At 37.6% G+C, this 19,234-nt stretch carries 18 protein-coding genes; 7 read left to right on the top strand and 11 right to left on the bottom strand.

The window, feature by feature from the left end; translation table 11 throughout:
* Positions 1 to 83: 83 nt before the first annotated feature.
* The 5 genes from MWU78_RS14960 to MWU78_RS14940 all read left to right on the top strand — a co-directional run bounded on the left by MWU78_RS14960 (position 84) and on the right by MWU78_RS14940 (position 3,356).
* Positions 84 to 353, top strand: a complete 270-nt coding sequence (locus MWU78_RS14960) for a hypothetical protein (RefSeq protein WP_246999158.1) — start codon at positions 84 to 86, stop codon at positions 351 to 353.
* Positions 354 to 495: 142 nt separating this feature from the next.
* Complete coding sequence (locus tag MWU78_RS14955; protein ID WP_281503850.1) at positions 496 to 1,041, top strand: acyl-CoA thioesterase; 546 nt, start codon at positions 496 to 498, stop codon at positions 1,039 to 1,041.
* 12 nt (positions 1,042 to 1,053) lie between these two features.
* Positions 1,054 to 2,091 (top strand): acetylserotonin O-methyltransferase, encoded by a 1,038-nt coding sequence (locus MWU78_RS14950; RefSeq protein WP_246999156.1) that lies wholly within the window; start codon positions 1,054 to 1,056, stop codon positions 2,089 to 2,091.
* Positions 2,092 to 2,174: 83 nt separating this feature from the next.
* Positions 2,175 to 2,687 carry a heparan-alpha-glucosaminide N-acetyltransferase domain-containing protein gene (locus MWU78_RS14945; RefSeq protein WP_246999154.1) on the top strand — a complete coding sequence of 171 codons (513 nt, stop codon included), beginning with the start codon at positions 2,175 to 2,177 and terminating at the stop codon, positions 2,685 to 2,687.
* A gap of 45 nt (positions 2,688 to 2,732) precedes the next feature.
* On the top strand, positions 2,733 to 3,356 hold the full coding sequence (locus MWU78_RS14940; RefSeq protein WP_246999153.1) for a hypothetical protein: 624 nt from the start codon (positions 2,733 to 2,735) through the stop codon (positions 3,354 to 3,356).
* A 49-nt stretch (positions 3,357 to 3,405) separates the two neighbouring features.
* Here the strand turns inward: MWU78_RS14940 and MWU78_RS14935 are convergent, their stop codons facing one another.
* The 9 genes from MWU78_RS14935 to nusB form a co-directional block, all read right to left on the bottom strand.
* On the bottom strand, positions 3,406 to 4,845 hold the full coding sequence (locus MWU78_RS14935) for a carbon starvation protein A (protein ID WP_246999151.1): 1,440 nt from the start codon (positions 4,843 to 4,845) through the stop codon (positions 3,406 to 3,408).
* Positions 4,846 to 4,903: 58 nt separating this feature from the next.
* Complete coding sequence (locus MWU78_RS14930) at positions 4,904 to 6,019, bottom strand: hypothetical protein (protein WP_246999150.1); 1,116 nt, start codon at positions 6,017 to 6,019, stop codon at positions 4,904 to 4,906.
* 45 nt (positions 6,020 to 6,064) lie between these two features.
* Positions 6,065 to 7,852: an FAD-dependent oxidoreductase gene (locus MWU78_RS14925; RefSeq protein ID WP_246999147.1), complete on the bottom strand. Its 1,788-nt coding sequence runs from the start codon at positions 7,850 to 7,852 to the stop codon at positions 6,065 to 6,067.
* Positions 7,853 to 8,196: 344 nt separating this feature from the next.
* The gene (locus tag MWU78_RS14920; protein ID WP_246999145.1) at positions 8,197 to 10,134 is read right to left on the bottom strand and encodes an FAD-dependent oxidoreductase; all 1,938 of its coding nucleotides are present in this window, start codon (positions 10,132 to 10,134) and stop codon (positions 8,197 to 8,199) included.
* 4 nt (positions 10,135 to 10,138) lie between these two features.
* Complete coding sequence (locus tag MWU78_RS14915) at positions 10,139 to 11,299, bottom strand: hypothetical protein (RefSeq protein WP_246999138.1); 1,161 nt, start codon at positions 11,297 to 11,299, stop codon at positions 10,139 to 10,141.
* Positions 11,300 to 11,466: 167 nt separating this feature from the next.
* Positions 11,467 to 12,786, bottom strand: a complete 1,320-nt coding sequence (locus MWU78_RS14910; RefSeq protein ID WP_246999136.1) for a Gfo/Idh/MocA family oxidoreductase — start codon at positions 12,784 to 12,786, stop codon at positions 11,467 to 11,469.
* A 96-nt stretch (positions 12,787 to 12,882) separates the two neighbouring features.
* The gene (gene yajC, locus MWU78_RS14905) at positions 12,883 to 13,170 is read right to left on the bottom strand and encodes a preprotein translocase subunit YajC (RefSeq protein WP_246999134.1); all 288 of its coding nucleotides are present in this window, start codon (positions 13,168 to 13,170) and stop codon (positions 12,883 to 12,885) included.
* A gap of 12 nt (positions 13,171 to 13,182) precedes the next feature.
* Positions 13,183 to 13,656 carry a DUF1573 domain-containing protein gene (locus MWU78_RS14900; protein ID WP_246999125.1) on the bottom strand — a complete coding sequence of 158 codons (474 nt, stop codon included), beginning with the start codon at positions 13,654 to 13,656 and terminating at the stop codon, positions 13,183 to 13,185.
* A 131-nt stretch (positions 13,657 to 13,787) separates the two neighbouring features.
* Entirely contained in the window at positions 13,788 to 14,735 is a 948-nt protein-coding gene (gene nusB / locus MWU78_RS14895; RefSeq protein WP_246999123.1) for a transcription antitermination factor NusB, read from the bottom strand.
* A gap of 179 nt (positions 14,736 to 14,914) precedes the next feature.
* On the opposite strand from nusB, the gene MWU78_RS14890 reads away from it, so the two are divergent.
* Together MWU78_RS14890 and MWU78_RS14885 are read left to right on the top strand one after the other, a co-directional pair.
* Positions 14,915 to 16,669, top strand: coding sequence for an ABC transporter ATP-binding protein (locus tag MWU78_RS14890; protein ID WP_246999119.1), 1,755 nt, complete (start codon positions 14,915 to 14,917; stop codon positions 16,667 to 16,669).
* An 80-nt stretch (positions 16,670 to 16,749) separates the two neighbouring features.
* Positions 16,750 to 17,121, top strand: a complete 372-nt coding sequence (locus MWU78_RS14885; protein ID WP_187583364.1) for a PUR family DNA/RNA-binding protein — start codon at positions 16,750 to 16,752, stop codon at positions 17,119 to 17,121.
* A gap of 154 nt (positions 17,122 to 17,275) precedes the next feature.
* Here MWU78_RS14885 and MWU78_RS14880 read toward each other — a convergent pair whose 3' ends face one another.
* Together MWU78_RS14880 and MWU78_RS14875 are read right to left on the bottom strand one after the other, a co-directional pair.
* Entirely contained in the window at positions 17,276 to 18,316 is a 1,041-nt protein-coding gene (locus MWU78_RS14880) for a lysophospholipid acyltransferase family protein (protein WP_246999117.1), read from the bottom strand.
* Positions 18,313 to 19,233 (bottom strand): bile acid:sodium symporter family protein, encoded by a 921-nt coding sequence (locus MWU78_RS14875; protein WP_246999115.1) that lies wholly within the window; start codon positions 19,231 to 19,233, stop codon positions 18,313 to 18,315. The genes MWU78_RS14880 and MWU78_RS14875 overlap by 4 nt, the downstream gene beginning before the upstream one ends.
* Position 19,234: the final 1 nt, after the last annotated feature.

Below are 19,234 nucleotides of genomic sequence, written 5' to 3'. Positions count from 1 at the left end.
TGGTTGCGAATCTAAAATATTTGTAAATCATTTAAAAAATAAGGTAATCAATATTCACAAAAAAAGAGTTAAAAACAATTAAAATGAAACAAACAATAGTAACACGACATAAGGTAGGTAACATTGATACTTGGCTTAAGGGTCATAAAGACCGAGAAAAATTATTTTCACCTGTTGTATCCAGTTTTAGGACATTTCAGGACACAAATGACCCTAATTCCGTGGTTTTGGTTTTTGAGGATGCTGACATGGATAAGCTTGGTGCTATTATTAACGACCCAAAGAACAAGTCCATTAAAGATAAACATACCGTATTGGAACCAATCATATTATCATTACAAATAGCGCTGTAAAACGGACCTTAAACCCCATTTCTATTCTTTATTTAAAGGCAGGGCAATAAATTGAAAGAGATTACATTACGCTCCCCCATAGAATAAAAATAAAATCCACAACTGAACCCACTAGAATAGAAAAAAAATCAACAAAATTTTAATGGTCTATTACTGGTTACATCTATTATATGTTTTTATAGGTTCCAAATTATTTTGGAAGGAAGTTGATCTTACTTCTAATCAAACAAGAAAACGAAGGGTAAGCATTTTAGATTGCGACACCTTCAGGTATATGTCCAATGCCAAGTACGCTTATTATATGGACTTCATTCGATTTGAAAAAATGTTTCGGTCAAAACTATTTGATAATACTGTAAAAAAAGGGATGTATGCCGTTTTGGGGTCTCAAAAAATCATATATAAAAAACCTTTAAAAATTTGGTCAACTTTTACAATTACCCTTATCCTGGAAGGATGGGATGACAAATGGGTATATCACAGTCAGGTTTTTGAACAAAATAACCAAGTATGTGCCATTGGCTATACAAAAGCCGCTTTTTGGAAAGACAAGAAGGCACAGGATTTAGAAATGATATTTAAAAATTGCGGCGTTACAATTAATGAAATGAAAATTTCAGCGGAAATAGATGACATATTTAATAGTGATTACCAACTTTTAAAAAATACAACTGACATATTAACCTAATTACTATGCATCATGGAGACAACAACACAGATAACGCTAGATCCCTCAAAAATCATGCAGGTCGGTACCGGTTTTTTTGGCACCAAGACCCTGCTTACTGCAGTAAACATGGACCTTTTCACCATTCTTGCGAAACGGGAATTATCAGGTAAGGACATTCAATCCAGGCTAGGTTTGCATTCGCGAAGCCTATATGATTTTTTGGATGCATTGGTAGCCTTGGGCTTTTTAAAAAGAAAAGGAATAAAGGAAACTGCTCTTTACAGCAATGCGGAGGATGCCGATTTCTTTCTGGACAAGAACAAACCTAGCTACATAGGTGGAATTTTGGAAATGTGCAACAACCGTTTGTACCCTTTTTGGAACGATTTGGAGGATGGGCTAAAAACAGGGTTACCGCAAAATGAAACCAAAAATGGTGGGAAGCCTATCTTTGAAGCGGTCTATGCCGATCCTAAAAAACTTCGGGAATTTGTTGGAGCTATGGCCGGGGTACAAATGGGGAATTTTATGGAATTTGCCAATGTATTTAATTTTTCCAATTACAAGACCCTGTGCGATATTGGTGGGGCGGGAGGATTTTTAGCGGCACACGTTGCCATGAACAATAAACATATGCAATGTACATCCATGGACCTGCCCCAAGTAGAACCAATTGCAAAGGAAAACATTCAGAATATGGGTTTAAAGGATAAGGTAAAAATAACATCAGGGGATTTCTTTACCGAAGATTTTCCAAAATCCGATGTCATTACCATGGGCAACATTTTACATGACTGGGGCACCAACGACAAAAAGATGCTAATCAAAAAAGCCTATGCCGCCCTACCTAAAGGTGGTGCCTTTGTAGTTATTGAAAACATTATCGACACCGAAAGAAACAAGAATACCTTTGGACTTTTAATGTCCCTGAACATGCTCATTGAAACCGCCGAAGGATATGATTTCTCCTTTTCGGATTTTAATAAAATGGCTCTCGAGGCAGGATTTAAATCAACTTCATTGATGCCGTTGAAAGGACCAACAAGTGCGGCGATAGCCATAAAATAAATTGAGAGTACCAATTGTAATATGCACAAAGCTTACGCATTTTATGTAGTAGGGTATATATAATTTAATTTGGCAATTTATCTATGAAACCAAAAACCAACCGAATAGAATCTATTGATATATTAAGGGGTTTGGTCATGGTTATTATGGCTTTGGACCATGTTAGGGACTATTTTAACTACGGCTCATTTTTTATTGACCCCACAGATGTGGAAACTACTACTCCCATTCTATTTTTTACACGCTTTATAACCCATTATTGTGCCCCGGTATTTATATTTCTTGCCGGAACTTCTGCTTTTTTGTACGGCAGAAATAAAACCAGTGCACAACTCTCAATATTTTTGCTAACCAGGGGTGTTTGGTTAATTTTCATGGAAATCGTGGTCAACAACCTAATCTGGACGTTTGATCTTACTTACAGTTTCCCCATTCTTCAAGTTATTTGGGCCATAGGCTTTAGTATGATCTGTTTATCATTTCTTATTTATTTACCAAAAAAGATTATTCTTGTTATTGGTTTGGTAATTATTTTAGGACATAATCTTTTGGATGGTATTGTTATGCAGGGCAACAGCCTGCAATCTATAACCTGATATCTATTGCACCAAAATCAAACATTAGTACTCGGACCCGATAAAATGATTTTGTTTCATTACCCCGTTATCCCTTGGATTGGATTAATGGCCTTGGGTTATTGTTTCGGACAGCTTTACGTAAATGACTTTGATGCAAAACTAAGACGATCATGGTTATTGCGAATAGGAATAGGGGCTTTGGGATTATTCTTTGTATTGAGAGGATTAAATATCTATGGAGATTTAGTGCCCTGGACCACGCAGAACACAAATACAAAAACTATTATATCCTTTCTCAATGTAACAAAATACCCACCTTCACTGGCTTTTCTCCTAATTACGATTGGGCCGGCCCTTCTTTTCCTATATGCCATAGAAAATGTAAAAAACTCCATTTCCAATTTCTTCATGGTTTTTGGAAGAGTTCCCTTCTTCTATTATTTTCTACATGTATTGGTAATTCATCTAGTGGCCATAGCCGGGATTCTAATTTTTGGCGGTAATTGGAAAGACATGATACTAACTGCCGATGTATTTATGAATGAAAAACTGGCTACCTATGGATATTCTCTATGGATCGTATATTTGGTTTGGGTTGGACTAATACTTGCCCTCTATCCCTTAAGCAAAAAATACATGAATTATAAAGCAAATAATCGGGATAAATGGTGGCTGAGTTATTTGTGAAATTAATATTTATACCCTCTTTTAAGGGGTAGCGTTCTATTTTTCTGCTTCATACCCCAACAAAGACTTTTTTCTTTTGGGAAGTATATACCCAAAATGCAATTGTAATGGTCAATGTTATTAGAGTACCTCCTATATAAGAAATTTCGTTTGGCAATTGGAAACCTTCCGGGGCAATTAAAATATAGGTACTACATACCATAGTCATAAAAATTGCAGGTAATAGCGTAACCCAATAAGCCTTATTTTCATAGATCAAATAAGCCGTAATTGTCCAAAGCACGATCATGGCCAAGGTTTGGTTGCTCCAAGCAAAATAGCGCCATATTATTCCAAAGTCAATCTGTGTAAGTGCGAAGGCTATGATAAATAGCGGCAAGCTAATAAGTAGCCTGTTCAATATTTTTTTTTGGTTGGACTTGAAAATATCGGATAGTATTAAACGAGCAGACCTAAAGGCAGTATCTCCTGAAGTAATCGGAGCCGCTACAATTCCCAACAAAGCCAATACCCCTCCAATCTTACCCAACATGTTAAGTGATATTTCATTGGCCGCCCAAGCTGCGTTGTTGTTGTTGGCGAGCATTGCCCCATTTAATTCTTCCACATTTCCAAAGAAGGTCATAGCGGCTGCAGCCCAGATCAATGCTACAATGCCCTCCGTTACCATTGTTCCGTAAAAAATCTTTCTTCCTAGCGTTTCGTTATTCATACAGCGTGCCATTAATGGAGACTGGGTAGCATGGAATCCGGAAATGGCACCACAGGCAATGGTTATAAAGAGAATTGGAAACAATGGAGTTGCCTCAGGGTCATTGGTCATATTTCTTAAATTACTGGGCACCAATTCAGGAATATTATAATCCCCAAAAAAAAGGGCTATTAATAGTCCAACGGCCATAAGTAACATGGCCACACCAAATATGGGGTAAAGCTTGCTTATTAATTTATCTATGGGCAATAATGTGGAAAGAATATAATAAACCAAAATGATGGCTACCCAAATCCAAACGCTCAAGATATTCCCGGTCATACCATCGATTATTTTTGCGGGTCCCACCAAAAAAACGGTCCCTACGAATATCAAAAGTACTACAGAGAAAAAACGCATAAATTGTTTAGCGGTGGTACCGAGATAAATCCCCACCACTTCGCTAATGCTCAGTCCATCGTGCCTTATAGACAGCATTCCTGAAAAATAGTCGTGAACTGCCCCTGCAAAAATACTCCCCAGTACAATCCACAAAAAGGCTGCAGGTCCGAACATGGCACCTGCGATAGCACCAAAAATTGGCCCCAAACCCGCTATATTTAAAAATTGGATCAAAAAAACCTTCCAAGTGGGCAATGTCATAAAATCTACATCATCCCTAAGCCTAACGGCCGGAGTCTCCCTATCCTTATCCACGCCAAAAATACGTTCCACAAATTTTCCGTACGTAAAATAACCAAGTATTAAAGCTACAATTGATAATAGGAATGATATCATTTAAATTATGTTTTATTTACTATTTTAAATTTATTGTAGGCCCATTCCCCTACCCCCTTTATTCAAATTCTTCCAAAAATTCGGCTACAATATAGGCGTAAGTATGGTTACCCGAATTTGTAAACCGCAAAAGCTGTGCGTTAATTTGTGGATTAGCCATTTCATTTTTTTCAATTGCCGCCAGGTAAGCTTTGAGCTGATTTTTTGTCATTAGCTCCAAATTGCCGCCCAATAAAACCAAAACCTCAACGGGAGCCTGTTGAATATGATTTAACAACAAACTTCTATTGTTAATATCTACTGCAGCAAAGCTTTCCCAAAAAGGCATTTGGAGATCTTCGGTTTCCCAGAACAATTTAGGAAGATTTTGTACAATATACGTACGGACCAAGGGAATACCCTTATTGAAAATTTGTACTATTCGGTCCTCATAATCAATATACTCTTCATCATTCAAAGACTTAAGCGCATACATTTGATAATCCTGCTCGTTGCTCATGAGCATATAGCCCTTCATTTCTTTATCAAAGTTGGATGTGGTATAATCCTGTAGTTCTCCCTTAATGGTTCCGTGCGCTATATTCCAAGCTACATAACAGGAATAAAGAGCCCCATCTACTACAGATTCCTTTACCTCGGTTATTGTAGCCCCCGCTTTGGCGTCTGCACCGTCGAGTTCTGAATCTTCGGGTTTTTCCACCAACTCATCAATCTTCTTTCTTTTCAGAATTGAATTGTCATCCATTAATAAGTGATGCAATTTTTCATAATCCTGTTCCAAGAATTCCTCATGATCATGTTTCGTCAATGTCTGGCCTTCCACCTTATCATAACCAGCATATGCTCCCAATAAATTCCAATAAAGTGTAAGATACATTAACCTGCATTCGCCATCTGCACAGACCGGAGTACAAATATCAACTGTATATAGTACTGGTCTATTCTGCGCGGTAACAAGGATATCAACGTTCTGATTGCCCAAGGTCTCTACTTCTATAAAATATGGGGTTGGTTTATTTTTTAACACCAAACCTTCCTGCCATTCCAAGGCAAAGAACTCCGGTTTTTTACTGAGCGTTTTATGTTGGGAAACACCATTAAGAGTCACGTCTGTTTTTTGAGTCCATACAAGTCCCAATCCACAAAATAGTAAAGTAGCAATTATTATTTTCATGATGATTTACATACTTCTTTCATGGATACAGAGGCGTTTTACAAACTATTTCTTGGATTCTGGAATAGGTATATATTTTTGTTTTTCTATTAGATCCATATATTCATCCAAATACCCTGTATAAATATCCCTAGGATTTACATCGTACTTTTTACAAAGTGATGCCGCAAAACCTACAGCGGCACCCATTTGCCCCGTGGTCCTCATTACCCTTGGTCCACCCAGGCCAACGTGGGAGGTACTAAAATTTCTACCGGCCATAAATAAGTTACTTATATTTTTTGAATACAAGCTTCGGTAAGGGATATAATATTTAGGAGTTTTATAAAAAAGCGCCTCTGAAATAAAGTCAGGATTTTTCTCATCCTCCAACACCGTTTGATAATGAACATCCACTTCCCTAGTTTCCTCCACAACCCCATCGGGGAAAGAGCGGCCGGATTTGGCATCGTTCAATGTAAATATATAATCCCCGACCAATCTTCTGGATTCGCGTTTACCAACTAGATAGGATACCCATTCCAATTTTCGATTGGCATTTTCAGGTAATTTTTTTGCATTGCCGAAAGAACCATAAATAGCCCTCAGCATATGATCGCGAATTTCCTCGGCATCGTCTATTTGATTAAGGTCATTACGACTAAACTCCCACTGCCATTCCCCTTTTACCTTTGCATAATCCCTGGCCACAGGCATGGCCCAAGGTACCTCTGGGAATTCTTCCAGCTGGTCCGCTTCATAGGAACGCCAAAGCACCGAAGATCCCATTACAGCATTGTCGGGTTGTTTTGGACTCCATAATTCCCCATGCTCTTTCCATTCTTCCCCATATTGATCAACACTTTCACGTCCATAAGAAAATTTTGCACCAGCCCAAAAACCTATCCAACCATCTCCCGTTGAATCCACAAAAAGTGGCGCCTCAAAGCGTATACGTTCTCCTGATGCTGTTTGACGAGCATCTACATAACTGATTTTACTTTCAACAGCTTTTGCATCATACGCCCTCCAATTTAAATAGAGGGAAATATTATCATAACTTTTTACATTGTTATCTCTTTTTATTTGGTCTTTATGTGCTTCGGGAGATCCATTGGGATAATGTTCCGTATCCAACTTTTTAAGAATCCGTTCAAAATTACCATATATACCCAGGGTATGTACCCTAATTTCGCTACTGGCATTACCTCCCAAAACAGGCCTATCGTGGATCAACGCAACCTGAAGCCCTTGCTCTGCGGCCGCTATAGCCGCTGCGCAACCAGCAATTCCTCCACCTACAACAACTAGGTCATATTTCTTGGTAACTTTGGGTGCCAACGGCTCCATAACAACAGTTTTCCTCCAAGTGGCCAACTTATTCATGGATGAAGGTGGTTCCACGTCGGAAGTAGTGAAATAGATGGCATCACAGCGACCGTTGAAACCTGTAAGGTCTACAAGTTCCAAAGTATTCTTTTTATTCGTTATCTGAACAGCTCCTGCATATTCCCAACCCCAACCAGAACGGAGGCCTAGTGTATTTTCCAACACCAAGGAATTTACCTTTATCTGGAATTTTCCCGGTGCTTCCCATTCTCCCGGTACCCAATTCTTGGTTCGTACCCAAACCTTATATTCACCATTCTTTTTAAAGTTCACCTGGGTTTGCGCATTTTGCACTGGTTCACCCATGCCATGGGCCTGAAGATAGGAAGAACCCATTTGTTCAATAAATTGGGGGTCAACGACCCACCCCCCTTTATCGTCAAAACTTTCCGCTTCCAGCAACAAATCTTGGGATATCGTTAAATTTATACTGAAAAAGCACAAAGTTAAAATCAGATATTTCATATTATTTTAATTGATTTTTAAAACATGGGTTTGCCCCTAGGGCGATAGCAGCTTAAATTTTAGTTATATTTTCTTGGTAAATTTATAAATGGCGAAATGTGGATATATTCATTTCTTCTAAGTTACATTATTATTTTTCTCGTCTACGGGATAAGTTAAAACAAAATAACAAATTACTCACAAGACATAATAAATACCTTTTTTAACCTTTAACATTGCTTATTATTATTCAAAAGTTAAAGTTCTTTTATAACATTTGTAGAGTTGAGAAAGTACCTTAATAAATACTAATTTGTAATTCTTAGTACAATAATCCAAAAACAAGTTTAAATATAAAAATTCATTTATTCAAGATAACAACGCACTTCAAATATTTTGGCCAGAGGGTCTCCATTGGTCCTTGTCACCCTAATTTTTAATTGCTTTATTTCAATGGGATCGAAACTATGATTAACAAGTCTTAAAAAATTATTTTCATTGTTAAGGAGTACTTTGTCAATATTTTTGCCCTTTACTTCAATACTATAATCCGCCACAGTTTCAGGCTGTTGGCCCCTAATTTGGTCGTCATTTACCCAGTCTTGTGCAGAAAGGCGTAAAAAGCGATCTAATCCGGTATCAAACATTAGCTGGATTTTATTGATTTTGACTGGTTTTTTCCAACTCAGCAATATCCATTGCTCACCATTTTCAATATTAGCACACCATTTATGGGTATTGCCATCGCCAACTTCCCTATTATACCCATCGATTATATTTATAGCTCGGCCATCCTCAGTTTCAGATGAAGCTGAAATCTTGGCAGATCTGGCCAAATCATTTTTATCCTCATTTTTCACACCAAGAAGTGCCTGGTCCTGTCTAAGTAATATTTGTTGAAGTATTTTTATATGCTCAGCACTATTTCCTAGCTCAGTAGGCAGTATCCCATTTTTATTGCAATAGTCCATTGCAGTTCCAATGGCCTGGCCAAGAGTGCTGCATGTAGCCATTACCCGGGTGGAAGATAGGGCCACGTGTGAAACACTTATATTTCGACCGGCAACCAGCAGATTATTTATATTTTTACTGTATAACGACCTAAACGGAATAGAATATGGGCCTTTTAGTGGAATGGAAACATATGGTACTTCTCCAGTGGTGTCCATTCCACCTGGGGGGTGATCATCCAAAGGCCATCCTCCATAGGCTACTCTATCTTCAAAAAGTGTAGCTGCTTGTACGTCTTCCTGTTTCATGATATAATCACCTTCCACACGTCTACTTTCCCTTTTACCTGGAATCATCCCTATGGAATCCAATGCCCAATTTTCAGAATCTGGGTGATTCCCCGAATTCTTAATATAATCCCAAACCCCAAAAAGAACTGCCAATAAATCCTTTCTATTCTGTTGGCCATCACGTACAATATCAATTTCACCACCTAATTCCAACCACCAATAACCGTATTCATAGGTTGAAATATTGCGATGCAAAAAATCCTTTGTCGTATACTTTCTAGCCCATTTTGGAGGCGTGTAGGGCATACTTTTATCATATTTCTTTGCCGTAAACAAAAGACTGTTGCCCATTGTTTTTTGATCTTCAACATCTACGGCCAGAGATTCACCCCATTTTGATTTTGCTTCCCTTCCACGCATATATTGTGCGCCCGCTTGAGCCGCCAAAGTGGCATCACCGGTACAGTCAGCATAAAATTTAGCCTTAATTACGGAAATCTCCTCGGTAGGTGAACAAAGGGCCATAATCTGATTAATTTTTCCATCTACTACCTCAGCATCGTATAGTGCTGTATCCAGCAATAGGGTTATATTCTCTTCAGAAATTAACTTATCGTACAAAATAAAATCCCACATTTCATAGGAGCGTTGAGGGTTTTGAACGGCTTCGGTCAATACAAGTTCTTCCAAAATACCGGTTTCCCTCCATATTTGATTTAACTGGCTGGCTCCAGAAATATGCATTCTTATTTCGCTACTGGCGTTCCCTCCCAACCTTGATCTATCTTGGATAAGAATTACCTTGCTGCCATTCCTGGCGGCGGCCAAAGCGGCGCATATGCCTGCCATACCACCTCCAGCGATCAACACATCGGTTTCGTAAAACTTTTTCCTGTAGACATCTGTATCTACAAGAGTTTGAGCTTTATTCGAATTTTCAGCATGCTTTCCAAATAATTCCGCACCGTCCACGGCGTCTTTGCCAAAGACAGATATAGGGCCCATTAAAAAAGCACCGGATCCCAATCCGATGGTTTTCATAAATCCTCTTCTTTTTGTCATTGTTTTAATTATTATAATTTGACATTAATGTTTTTCTATAATCATTCAATTTTTTGGAAACAGGCCTAAATTGGTGTTCATGGGTATTCAAAAATTGATATGCCTCCTTGGAAATCTCCTTATCCTCGGAATCCAATAGTAATAAAATTTCCTTAATTGATAAAGATGTAAGTTTGTCTTTATTGCGGTCAAGTATTTTAAATGCCTTCTTTAATTGGGATTTATCCAAAGAACCTAAATTAGAGGCCAAAACAGTCAGTGACTCCCCTTCCAAGTCTCTATCTACAAGCCTATTAAGTATTTCATTTTGCATTTTAAATTCCACCTTTTTTAAAAGACTTATTATTTGCGATTGATATTTGACTGATGACCATGCCCAGTCCGGTATTTTTTCAATAGCGAAATACGGGACATATGAACTGCCCTTAGATATCAAACCAATAAGGTAGGGTGTAAACTTTTCATCCTCGGAAGCAATCTTGTTCAAGGCATAGAATTGAAGATGGTAATTATCGGAATTTAACATTGAAACCAATAATTCCTCATTCATCAAAGATTCGGTATGGGCCACAATTTTATCCGCCACGTCTCCATTTACTATGTGCCACAGGGTATGTGAACTGTAGACCGCTCCGCGTACCACGGCTCCACTAAGTGATTTATAGGTGGCTCCTGCAACACCATCTATAACATCCGATTTAATTTGAATACTGTGATCTACCAAGTCCTCGGCCTTATAATTTGCAAGTAGAGAGGTTTTGTCCTTTAGTATTTCTTTCATTATAACATGATCGTCCGCAGTAAACTTGATATGATCAAATTTTGTAAATGGATCTAATGGCACTTCTGTATAATCCACGAAATTGCCTAAAAGATCCCAATATACTTCGGCGAGCAAATTATAACATACGCCTTCCTCACAAACCGGGGTAACTACATAACAGTAATACTGAATTGGCTCATTGCTGGAATTAAAAATCAAATCAACTTCCAGTTGCACGGAATCTTTAGTGTAGATTACAAATGCCCTTTCTTTTCCAGGGGTTGGATTTTGTAATTCCAAGGACATAAAAAGCCAAAGGATAATGAAAAGCACCAAAAGCTTAAAAGAATGCAAGAACTTGACAAACCTTTTAAGACCAATAGAAATTTGAGCTTTTGACATGAATTTTACCCCAGTTTCTTAGTTGTGTTTATTTGATATTTAAATCGAAACAGTAATTATTGGTTACGGACCAATTCCAAAAAGACATAGATAACCAATCTATTAAATGATTTTTTATTAGCATAATAACCTTGCATAAATTCATCTTATTTCTTCCCTAATACTATTTATCCCATTGGCAACTCCCAACCGTTGTGGTAATGGGCATTTATCAAAGCATTTGAACTGTCATCTGAAAATTTGCCCTCATAATTATCCCAATAAATTCTGTTGCCGGTTTTAAAAGCAATATTTCCCATATGGCACACCAAGGCCGCATCATAGCCAACTTTTAAAGGGGCTTTTAACTTGGAAGCATCACGGGATTGTACTGCCTCAATAAAATTTACGGTGTGTTTGTCTAGACCGTTGCCTTGGTTTTGCTGTAACGTTATGCTTTGCATTTTATCCTTTTCGGCAATTACCTCCCAACCATTGCGGTCCAAAACAAGGGTACCATTATTACCAATAAACGAGATTCCGTGATTGCGTCCGTAATTACCATTATCTATCCCTGTGGCATGTTCCCATAGAATTGAAAAACCATCATATTCATAAACGGTCTGCAATGTATCCGGAGTTTCTGAAGCATCATTGGGATAGGCAAATTTACCCCCCAAAGCCATCACCGATTTTGGTGTGTTGGCTTTCATTCCATATAATGCATAATCCATGAGGTGCACACCCCAATCTGTCATTAATCCACCTGCATAATCCCAGTACCATCTAAAATTAAAATGGAACCTATTGGCATTAAAAGGTTTCTTGGGTGCTGGCCCCAACCACATATCATAATCAACTCCGGCAGGAGTAGCGGTATCGGGAAGAACAGGAATAGAACCCATCCAACCTTGATAGGCCCAGGCTTTTGCCAAGCGAATTTCCCCCAATTTTCCGGAATGGACAAAGTCTATAGCATCCACAAAATGGGGCTGACTCCTTTGCCATTGCCCTATTTGAACCATTCGATCACTTGCCTGTACAGAATTTAACATAAGGTTACATTCCTCTATGGAATTGGCCAGAGGTTTTTCGCAATACACATCCTTTCCTGCCTTTACGGCATCGGAAAGTTGTAGGCAATGCCAGTGATCAGGAGTACCAATAATTACCACATCAACATCTTTATCCTCCAATAATTTTCTATAGTCCTTATATAACTTTGGTTTTTTTATTCCGGCCTTTTCCAAATCGGATGTTCTCTTTTTTAATACACTATCATCCACATCACATAGGGCTACAACCTCAATTTCACTCATTTTAAGCATGGAGCTTAAATCGCTAAACCCCATACCATTACAACCGATCAGGCCCACCCCGATTTTATCGTTGGGACTAATATTCCTTCTAATGGAAGCCAATAGGTCCATTGGAATTAAAAATGCAGCCCCAGTGCCCATAGCCAAAAGCGAGCTCCTTTTTATGAATTTTCTTCTATTTTGTATCATGGTAATATGGAATTTATAAACCCTGAATGTACAAAATATTATAACAAAAAAGCACCAACTTTTGGTTGGTGCCCTTAATACTATTGAAGAATAAATTTATTTCTTTTCGGGTGCGTTTAATTTTTTGCTCATCTCCATAGAAATAGAGGAACGATCAAATTTAATTTTCCCGGCCATGGTTTCTATAACACAAGAAAAGTCATTATCGTTCAACTCGGCGATTTTTCCGTGCATACCACTCTTGGTAACAACTTTATCTCCCCTTTTTAACTCCTCGACAAATTTCTTCTCTTGCTTTTGACGTTTTCTTTGTGGCGCGATCATAAAAAAATACACCACTACAAACATCAATATGAGCGGAAGATATGGATATTGTTCTAACATAATTTTATCTACTTATTTAACAGGACCTACAGGACCAGCTCCTTTTGGAGTTACAAATGCTTTTATTCTAAGTGTTTCAGTTCCTTTACTGGTATTGGCCGTAACAGTAATCGTTTTGGTAACCTGGTTTTGGCCAGAACCGTTAAACTTCACCAACATTTCACCTTTTTCACCTGGAGCTATCGGAGTATTTTTTGGAAATTCCGGAATAGTACATCCACAGCTACTCTTTGCATCAGTAATAATCAATGGAGCATCACCAGTATTTGTAAAGGTAAAAATAGTTTCTTGTGGTGCGTTTTGATCAATTGACCCAAAATCGTGCTCTATTTTATCGAACTCCATAACTGGAAGACTTTTTGAGGCTGCATCTCTTTCGGCTGCAACTTCAACATTGGAAGATTCGATTTTACTGGAGGCTTTTTCTTTACACGAAAAAAGCACAAGGACAGAAAAAACACTTAGGGATAAGAATAATCTTTTCATCTGTTTATATTTAATTGTTTTTTAAAAATCAGATATTAATCGCCATCAAAAATCTTGGTTTATTTCAAGAATTACTGTGGCTCATTTCATCTGTTTTAATTTTTATTTGCGCAAAATTAAGGAATATTTACTTATAATAAACCTCTGCCAACTTTTTTTAGTTTGCCATCCTCCTTATACTCCCTAACCAGCTTATCCAAAATTCCATTTATAAATATGCTGCTTTTGGGTGTTGAATATTCCTTGGCAATTTCCAAAAACTCGTTTATGGTAACCCTCTCCGGTATCGACGGAAAGTTCAGAAGTTCGCAAATTGCCATTTTTAATAATATGGCGTCAATGTCTGCAATACGATCTTTGTCCCAATTAGGCGTTTTACCTTCAATTTCTTGTTCCAATTTGGAATTGTTCAACAGCGTTTTTGTCAGAAGTTTGTTGGCATACACCATATCATCCTCATCTTTAAAAAGCGGTGGTAAAAAATAAGATGGAACACTGCTTTCCTTTACTTTTTTAAACTGCTTTAAGAGATAGGTGTTCACTATGGGAATATCATCTACCCAGGTTAACTTGTCATCTTCGAAATAATCATAGATCTTTTCATTAGGTGCAATAATCTCCCGGAACAACTCTATAACAAGCTTTTTGTCTTCCTCATAAGTACTGTCGGCAATGGACATATATTTATTATATATTTCACTTTCCATTACCTCTTTGTAAATAATCTTAATGTATTCTTCGTTTAAATACCAGTTGTTCAGTTTTCTTTTGGACAACTCATCCTTTAGAGATTTGTTACCAGAAATTTGGAGAAGTAATTTATTACCCAGGAATTTTTCCTTGTTTGGATAGGAATCGGAGGTGTTCTTTAAATATTTTTTGGAAGAAAGATTTACCTGATCCTGTGCCCTTTCATGCAATTCTATAAAAAGACTCAGCATTAACAAGTACAGGGTATACATGTTTTCTATGCTTACTCTCAAAAATTTTTCTTGTTTTGCAAGCGAATCATCCTTCGATTGTGTCAATGCATAAATACATTGCATAACTTTAACCCTAATGTGCCTTCTTGTAAGCATTTTTAAAGAACTTTAGTAAAATAAATATAACTTTCGGGTACAAAAGTAGGATTATATTTTTTAATCCTAGCTACCTTTTTCGGTATTATCTTATGTGATTTATAACATTTGTTTAAGATTCAAAAAACTATCTTTGCCGAATTGTAATCCATAATGCTACAATTCCTGTTTCCTATCGGATGAAAGAACTTAAACATCTAAATAAATATTTTAAAAAGTACCGATTTAAACTGCTTGTCGGTATTGTAATTACCATGATAGCCCGTATTTTTCAATTGGTTATGCCTTCCTATGTGAAGAAATCAATTGAGGTCGTGGAAGGTTTTATAGGCAATGATATTTTGAAGGCCGAAGCAAAGGAAATGCTTCTGGAATACATACTAATTATTGTGGGAGCGGCTTTGCTATCTGGCTTTTTTACATTTCTAATGCGCCAGACTATCATTAATGTTTCCAGATATATTGAATACGATTTAAAGAATGAAGTATTTGATCACTACCAACTTTTAAGCCTTAATTTCTACAAAAAGAATAGAACTGGCGATTTAATGAACAGAATCAGTGAAGATGTCAACCAGGTAAGGTTATACGGCGGTCCGGCCATAATGTACGGTATTCAAACACTAACACTTTTCGTGTGCCTGGTTCCGCTCATGTTTATAAAAGCGCCAGTTTTGGCACTATACGCATTGTTACCCTTACCCGTCCTATCTGTATTAATTTACCAGATCAGCAAGATTATTCATAAACGAAGTACCATTGTACAAGAGTTTTTATCAACCCTTTCGACCTTTACCCAAGAATCCTTTTCAGGAATTTCGGTTATTAAAGCCTACGCCTTGGAACCTCAGGTAAACACCGAACTGGAAAATTTAGCAATTGATGGAAAAAATAAAAGTATGGACCTTGCCAAGGTGAATGCCTGGTTTTTTCCACTAATGATCCTTTTAATTGGAATAAGCAATATTTTCGTGATCTACGTCGGCGGTAAACAATACATTGATGGTGAAATAGCATCGATTGGAATTATTGCAGAATTTATTCTCTATGTAAATATGCTGACATGGCCTGTAGCAGTCGTAGGTTGGGTTACCTCCATTGTTCAGCGGGCAGAAGCCTCGCAAAAAAGGATAAATCAGTTTTTGCAGGAAGAGCCCAATATAGTCAGTACGGTAGATAAGGAAACCCCCATAGAAGGAAAAATAGAGTTTAAGAATGTAACCTTCACTTATGAGGATACCAACATTACGGCCCTAAACAATATATCATTTACCATCAACAAAGGGGAGACGGTTGCCATTCTAGGAAAAACTGGATCTGGTAAATCCACGATATTGGATTTAATTGCCCGCTTGTACGATATCGACTCTGGTGAAATTCTGATTGATGATGTTCCTATCAAAAAATTAAATCTTCAAAGCTTACGAAAATCAATAGGAGCTGTTCCTCAGGATGCTTTTCTATTTTCCGACACCATTAAGAACAATATTAAGTTTGGTAAGGAAAATTCCACGGATGAGGAAATTATTACCGTAGCCAAGAAAGCGGTAGTACATGAAAACATAATGGGTTTTAACAAACAGTACGAAACCATCTTGGGAGAAAGGGGCATTACCCTAAGTGGAGGCCAAAAACAACGTGTTTCCATTGCCCGCGCACTCCTCAAGGACCCACAGATTTACCTTTTTGACGATTGCCTTTCTGCCGTTGACACGGAAACCGAGGAGGAAATTTTGAATCAATTAAAAAACGAATCTAAAAATAAAACCACTCTAATAGTAAGCCATAGGGTCTCATCTGCCAAAAATGCCGATAAAATTATAGTTTTGGAGAACGGAAAATTAATGCAGGAAGGGACACACGAAGAATTAAATTCTGTTGACGGATACTACAAAGAGCTGTATATGCACCAACTTTCTGAGAAAGAAAAATAGAAAAATGTTGTTAGATTAGGTTTTTTTTTCCACTTTTGACAGATATATACCTATGAAAAATTAACTATACACTAGACGAAATGAGCGATAAAGATTTAATGGACCAAGAAGAAATTTATTCAAAAGTTTTACGAGCAGGAAGAAGAACTTATTTTTTCGATGTTAGAAGTACAAAGGCAGGAGATTATTATTTAACTGTTACTGAGAGCAAAAAGTTCACCCATGATGATGGTTCTTTTCATTATAAGAAACACAAGATTTATTTATACAAAGAAGACTTTACCGCCTTTAAGGAGAATTTGGATGAGATGATGGATTACATTATTGATGAAAAGGGTTCTGAAGTAATTTCCGAACGTCATCAAAAAGATTTTAAGAAGGAAGATTCTGAGGGAAATGGATCTATAAATTCCACAGACAGTTTTACAGATGTAAGCTTCGACGATATTTAATTTAATCGTGTTTTAATAAAATAAAAACGGCCCCTGTATTCAGTGGCCGTTTTTATTTTATCACTCCCCAGATTATTTATCCGGTAGCCCTGTATTCTGCTATTCCTTGCATGTCTACTTTATAAAAACACATAATTAAACTTATGGGCCAACATTACCACTGCAATTTTACAAGAACTACATTTAGGATTAGGTAAGTCAAACAAATCATTGAGGCTGCCGGCCAACTAAAGAGCATCAACAACCCAACCAGCAAAACGAGACACTGCAAAGGATAAATCAATAAGGCAAACATAAAGCGGGTAGTACTCAAAAATTCCTTATCTGTTACTTTGGGTTTAATAAATTGTGACCATAAGATTATCATGGGAAAATTCAACACCATAAAGAACGCTTTCCACAAGTACTTAAATGGCGATACTTTTCCTTTGGATTTAGGATTGAGTATTGCCTCGTTTTCCAAAACTAGATTAACCGCTTTGGGATTTAAATAATCCACATCGGAGCGGTCCAATTTTTGTACTATATCATCATACCTAGCCTCTTCTTCAATGTGTGTAGTAAGTTCTTTTAATTGATGATATACTTCCTCCTTCAAACGGCTTGTAGATCCAGATATATCGTCTTTGTCAAAAAAATCCTGAACCTTTATTTCTTTACCATAATACAATGCCGCTTTGTCAGGGAATTCTGCCCCATTTGCATAGTTCACCCCAATAGGTACAATACCTATCTCCATTGAAGGATTACTTTCCAAAGCCAAAAACAAAATACGGGTAAAGCCTTTACTTAAAGGTCGGACCCTACGTTTTAAAGAATGGTTCCCTTCTGGAAAAACAAGTATAGCCTCTCCCCTTCGCAATAGATTGGAACAACGTTCAAAAATGGCCGTATTCCTTTTTAAGGAATCCTTACCATCCCTTATCCTATAAACGGGAATCATCCTCAAAAATTCGAAAAGCATCATTAATGCCGTCGTTTTAAACACATCGGATCGGGTTAAAAAATAAGGCTTCCGATTGCAATGGGTTGCTACTAAAAGGGCATCAAGCAAAGCATTTTGGTGATTTGCCAAGAACATAATAGGCTTCCCTGTAGGTAAGTGATGCAAGCCTTCAATTTTTATTTTGGCAAAATAGAAGGTCAATGCCGTACGCAACCAAACCCTAAAAAAATGATATCCAATTTTCCTCAAACAAATTCCTCTTTATCAATTGGTCTATATCCCCATAAAGTAGCTAATGTTAATCCGGACACCAGGTGCCAAATTCCCCAAAAAGCTGCCAAAAGGGCCATCCCTCCCATACCCTCAAAAAAAGTAAATATCAGGAGCAGGCCCAATCCTGAATTCTGGATTCCCGTTTCAATGGCTATGGTCCTTTTGTTCCTTTGTGTCAGCCCCATAAGATTTGCCACTGAATAACCTGTAACAAAAGCCAACAGATTGTGTAAGAGCACGATCCAGAATACGTAGAGAACATACTCCATAAAAGTATCCCTATTGTCATATAAGGCCACGAAAATGAGCATAACAAAGAACATTAGGGAGAGCACCTTCAAAACTCTAGCAGTTTTGAAGGCCCAAATTGGACTTATATGATTTATCCACATGCCCAAAATTAGTGGCAACCCCAAGAGTAAAGCCACCAGTTTTACCATAGCAAAAGGTGAAATGGCCACTTCCTGTAATAGGACGGCTGTTGGACCATAAAAGGAACCCCATAATTGAAGATTCAAAGGAGTCATCACCACTGCCAATAAAGTAGCTACAGCTGTTAAGCTAACGGACAAGGCCGTATTGCCTTTGGCCAAATGCGTAATAAAATTGGAAATATTGCCACCTGGACAAGCAGCTACCATAAACATGCCCAATGCAATACTGGGCAAAGGCTCTATCAGTATCACCAAAACAAAAGTTATAGCGGGCAACAATACAAACTGACTCAAAACACCTACGAAAAGAGGTTTTGGTTTCCTTGCCAATCGTCTAAAATCATCCAGGGAAATATCCAAAGCAATCCCAAACATCACGAGGGCCAGAGCTATGTTCAGCACCCAAAGAGATTGCTCATTAAAGTCTATAAGGATCTTGTCCAGGGGGATAGATGTCAAA

It is taken from the genome of Arenibacter sp. F26102 (genome assembly GCF_023015865.1).
In the GTDB taxonomy this organism is placed as follows: domain Bacteria; phylum Bacteroidota; class Bacteroidia; order Flavobacteriales; family Flavobacteriaceae; genus Arenibacter.
The sequence above is the reverse complement of the archived record's forward strand: the minus strand, read 5'-3'. Positions and strand labels throughout refer to the sequence as shown.

Bases quoted from the DNA above. Each gene is read 5' to 3' on its own strand.
- MWU78_RS14960 (WP_246999158.1), top strand. From the start codon at position 84: ATGAAACAAACAATAGTAACACGACATAAGGTAGGTAACATTGATACT.
- MWU78_RS14955 (WP_281503850.1), top strand. From the start codon at position 496: ATGGTCTATTACTGGTTACATCTATTATATGTTTTTATAGGTTCCAAA.
- MWU78_RS14950 (WP_246999156.1), top strand. From the start codon at position 1,054: ATGGAGACAACAACACAGATAACGCTAGATCCCTCAAAAATCATGCAG.
- MWU78_RS14945 (WP_246999154.1), top strand. From the start codon at position 2,175: ATGAAACCAAAAACCAACCGAATAGAATCTATTGATATATTAAGGGGT.
- MWU78_RS14940 (WP_246999153.1), top strand. From the start codon at position 2,733: ATGATTTTGTTTCATTACCCCGTTATCCCTTGGATTGGATTAATGGCC.
- MWU78_RS14935 (WP_246999151.1), bottom strand. From the start codon at position 4,845: ATGATATCATTCCTATTATCAATTGTAGCTTTAATACTTGGTTATTTT.
- MWU78_RS14930 (WP_246999150.1), bottom strand. From the start codon at position 6,019: ATGAAAATAATAATTGCTACTTTACTATTTTGTGGATTGGGACTTGTA.
- MWU78_RS14925 (WP_246999147.1), bottom strand. From the start codon at position 7,852: ATGAAATATCTGATTTTAACTTTGTGCTTTTTCAGTATAAATTTAACG.
- MWU78_RS14920 (WP_246999145.1), bottom strand. From the start codon at position 10,134: ATGACAAAAAGAAGAGGATTTATGAAAACCATCGGATTGGGATCCGGT.
- MWU78_RS14915 (WP_246999138.1), bottom strand. From the start codon at position 11,299: ATGTCAAAAGCTCAAATTTCTATTGGTCTTAAAAGGTTTGTCAAGTTC.
- MWU78_RS14910 (WP_246999136.1), bottom strand. From the start codon at position 12,786: ATGATACAAAATAGAAGAAAATTCATAAAAAGGAGCTCGCTTTTGGCT.
- yajC (WP_246999134.1), bottom strand. From the start codon at position 13,170: ATGTTAGAACAATATCCATATCTTCCGCTCATATTGATGTTTGTAGTG.
- MWU78_RS14900 (WP_246999125.1), bottom strand. From the start codon at position 13,656: ATGAAAAGATTATTCTTATCCCTAAGTGTTTTTTCTGTCCTTGTGCTT.
- nusB (WP_246999123.1), bottom strand. From the start codon at position 14,735: ATGCTTACAAGAAGGCACATTAGGGTTAAAGTTATGCAATGTATTTAT.
- MWU78_RS14890 (WP_246999119.1), top strand. From the start codon at position 14,915: ATGAAAGAACTTAAACATCTAAATAAATATTTTAAAAAGTACCGATTT.
- MWU78_RS14885 (WP_187583364.1), top strand. From the start codon at position 16,750: ATGAGCGATAAAGATTTAATGGACCAAGAAGAAATTTATTCAAAAGTT.